The following is a 2,752-nucleotide window of genomic DNA, read 5'->3' as shown; positions in this document are numbered from 1 at the left end:
GCATCACCACTGCCGCTGGAAGTGGCTGCCACCGGAGTGGCTGCTGCCGGAGCCGCGGTCTCGGCAGGAGCTGCAGCCGGGGTGGCGGCCGCTTCAGTGCTCGTTGCGCTTGGCGCGAATCCATCCTCGGTGGTATGGCCCGTGATCACATAAATCAGCGAGGTGACCATGTAGTAGATGGCAGCCAGAAGCAGGACGGTGCCGACCAGACCTACAAATTTTGCACTCGAATCTACCTTAGGGGTATGACCTTCAGCCACGGGAACCTCCAAATCAATAATAGTTAAGTGTAAGAAAACAGACCCGATTCGGGTAACGACACATGTAACGATCAGGGTGGGCAATTGCAGAGCGCGAGCAAAGAAATCATCGCCGCATACCGGTTTTCGGCGTCACTTCCGTATTCGGGTGCCGAAATTCTCCTGATACCAATCGGCAAAGTATATAGTGAATTACTATTTTAGCGTATATAAACGCTCAATAACCCCATCATATTTATGGTCAAGACTGCCACGCATCAACGTTCTTCGCCCCAAAAGCTGCACCTGCCGGTGGACTCGCTTGCTGGTGTCGGCCCGCGGGTGGCGACCCAATTGGCGCGTCTGTCAATCGAATCCATCGGTGATTTGCTTTGGCATCTGCCCCTGCGTTACGAGAATCGCGGGCAGATTATGCCGCTTGGCGCTCATCTTGTCGGTCAGTCGGCTTTGATTCACGTGACAATCAGTGAAGCGAAGAGCTTGATGCGCGGCAAGGCGAGGCAGGTCGCTCAGGGCTACGATGACACGGGCAGTATTACGCTCTGGCAGTTCGGTCGTTTCGGGCCGACGTTGCAGGCCGGTCAGAGTTACCTGCTGTTCGGCGAGGTAAAAGAAGGCGCGAATGGGCTCGAAATGGCTCAGCCTGAATTGATCAGTAGTGCGCAGCTCGAAGCCATCGTGCCGGTTTATCCTTCGACGGAGGGTTTGAGCCAGGGAAAATTGCGAGCGCTGGTGGGGCAGGCCTTGAGTGTGGCGCTCCACGACCTGGACGAATGTCTGCCCGCACCGGTTCGACATCAATTCGGTTGGCCTTCCCTGCTCATGGCATTGCAACGGATTCACGCGCCGGTGTTGGCGCAAGGGATTCCGACCCCTGATGAACCTGCTTTTGTTCGGATTATTGTCGAAGAGTTGCTCGCCCATTTGTTGGCGTTGCGCTTGAAACGGTATGAACAGAGCCGGGATCACGCGCCGCGATTATCCGCACCGGGCCGTCTGTATCAGGAATTGCTGGCCCAATTGCACTTCCGGCCGACAAAGGCACAAACGCGTGTGCTGGATGAGATTCGGGCGGATATGGCGCAGGGTTCACCCATGTTGAGGTTGGTTCAGGGTGATGTGGGCTCCGGGAAAACGCTGGTGGCAGCGGGTGCGGCCTTGACGGCCATCGAGCAGGGATACCAGGTGGCGTTGATGGCCCCCACGGCCCTGTTGGCCGAGCAACATCAGCGTAACTTCTCGCAGTGGTTTGCGCCATTGGGCATTGATGTGCAGCTGTTGTCCGGCCAGCAATCGGCGAGCGAGCGCCGCGCCAGTCTGGCGGCCTTGGCGGAGGCGAGTTCACTGATGGTCATCGGTACGCATGCGCTGTTTCAGGAACGTGTGACCTTCGACCAGCTCGGCCTGGTGATCGTCGATGAGCAACACCGCTTCGGTGTGCACCAGCGCCTCGCCTTGAGCGACAAGGGAACGCACCCGGACCGCGCCGGGCATCGCCCTCATCAACTGGTGATGACCGCGACCCCGATTCCGCGCACGCTGGCCATGAGCGCCTACGCCGATCTGGATGTGTCGATCATCGATGAATTACCACCGGGCCGCACCCCCATCACGACCGCGTTGGTCCGCTCGGATCGTCGCGACCAGCTGATCGAACGCATCAGCGCGGTCTGTGCCGAAGGCAGGCAGGCCTACTGGGTTTGCCCCTTGGTGGAAGACTCCGAGCGCATCGAAGCCCAAGCCGCTGAATCCACCGCCGAACTGCTGCGGGAACAACTGCCGCATCTGACGGTCGGGCTGGTGCATGGCCGCATGAGTGCCGCCGAAAAAAATTCCGAAATGGCACAATTCAAGTCGCATGAAGTGGATTTGTTGGTGGCCACGACCGTGATCGAGGTCGGGGTGGATGTACCCAATGCCTCCTTGATGATCATCGAAAACGCCGACCGCATGGGCTTGGCGCAATTGCACCAATTGCGCGGCCGCGTCGGGCGTGGACGAACGGATTCGTACTGCGTCCTACTGTTCGATGAGCCGATTTCCGATAAAGCGCGTGCGCGCTTGAGTCTGATGCGCGAAACCCAGGATGGTTTTCGTCTGGCCGAGGCGGATCTGGCGCAGCGCGGGCCGGGTGAAATACTCGGTACGCGGCAAACGGGTCTGGCCAAACTGCGTGTGGCCGATCTCGTTCGCGACGCCGCTTTACTGGACACGGCGCGACAACTGGCCGACGAACTTATCGCCGCGCAAAGCCCGGCTATAAAGCCACTGATCCAACGCTGGGTGGGTGCTGCCCATCAGTATGGCCAGGTCTAGGAACACGCCACCGATTCGAGGCGTTTTTATCCTGCTGAATTCACCCTCTTGAAATTTTCACACCCGACCACAAATAAGCACCAAGGCTGTTAAAACCCTTGAAAATCAATTGGGTGTGCGGCCTGTTACTCAGTTGTTGAATGTAAGCGACAGGAGGTGTTTTATGTCGATCGTTC

The 2,752-nt window shown here is 58.2% G+C and carries 2 protein-coding genes; one reads left to right on the top strand and one right to left on the bottom strand.

Translation table 11 applies throughout. The features are described 5' to 3' along the window. Positions 1–260: hypothetical protein (locus M7R55_RS08830; RefSeq protein WP_298220051.1), on the bottom strand; the 260-nt coding region annotated here is incomplete at its 3' end. A gap of 237 nt (positions 261–497) precedes the next feature. Here M7R55_RS08830 and recG point away from each other — a divergent pair. Next, entirely contained in the window at positions 498–2,576 is a 2,079-nt protein-coding gene (gene recG / locus M7R55_RS08825; protein WP_298220050.1) for an ATP-dependent DNA helicase RecG, read from the top strand. Positions 2,577–2,752 lie beyond the last annotated feature (176 nt).

This window comes from Halothiobacillus sp. (genome assembly GCF_027346185.1).
Taxonomy (GTDB): Bacteria; Pseudomonadota; Gammaproteobacteria; order Halothiobacillales; family Halothiobacillaceae; genus Halothiobacillus.
The sequence above is the reverse complement of the archived record's forward strand: the minus strand, read 5'-3'. Positions and strand labels throughout refer to the sequence as shown.

Bases quoted from the DNA above. Each gene is read 5' to 3' on its own strand.
- recG (WP_298220050.1), top strand. From the start codon at position 498: ATGGTCAAGACTGCCACGCATCAACGTTCTTCGCCCCAAAAGCTGCAC.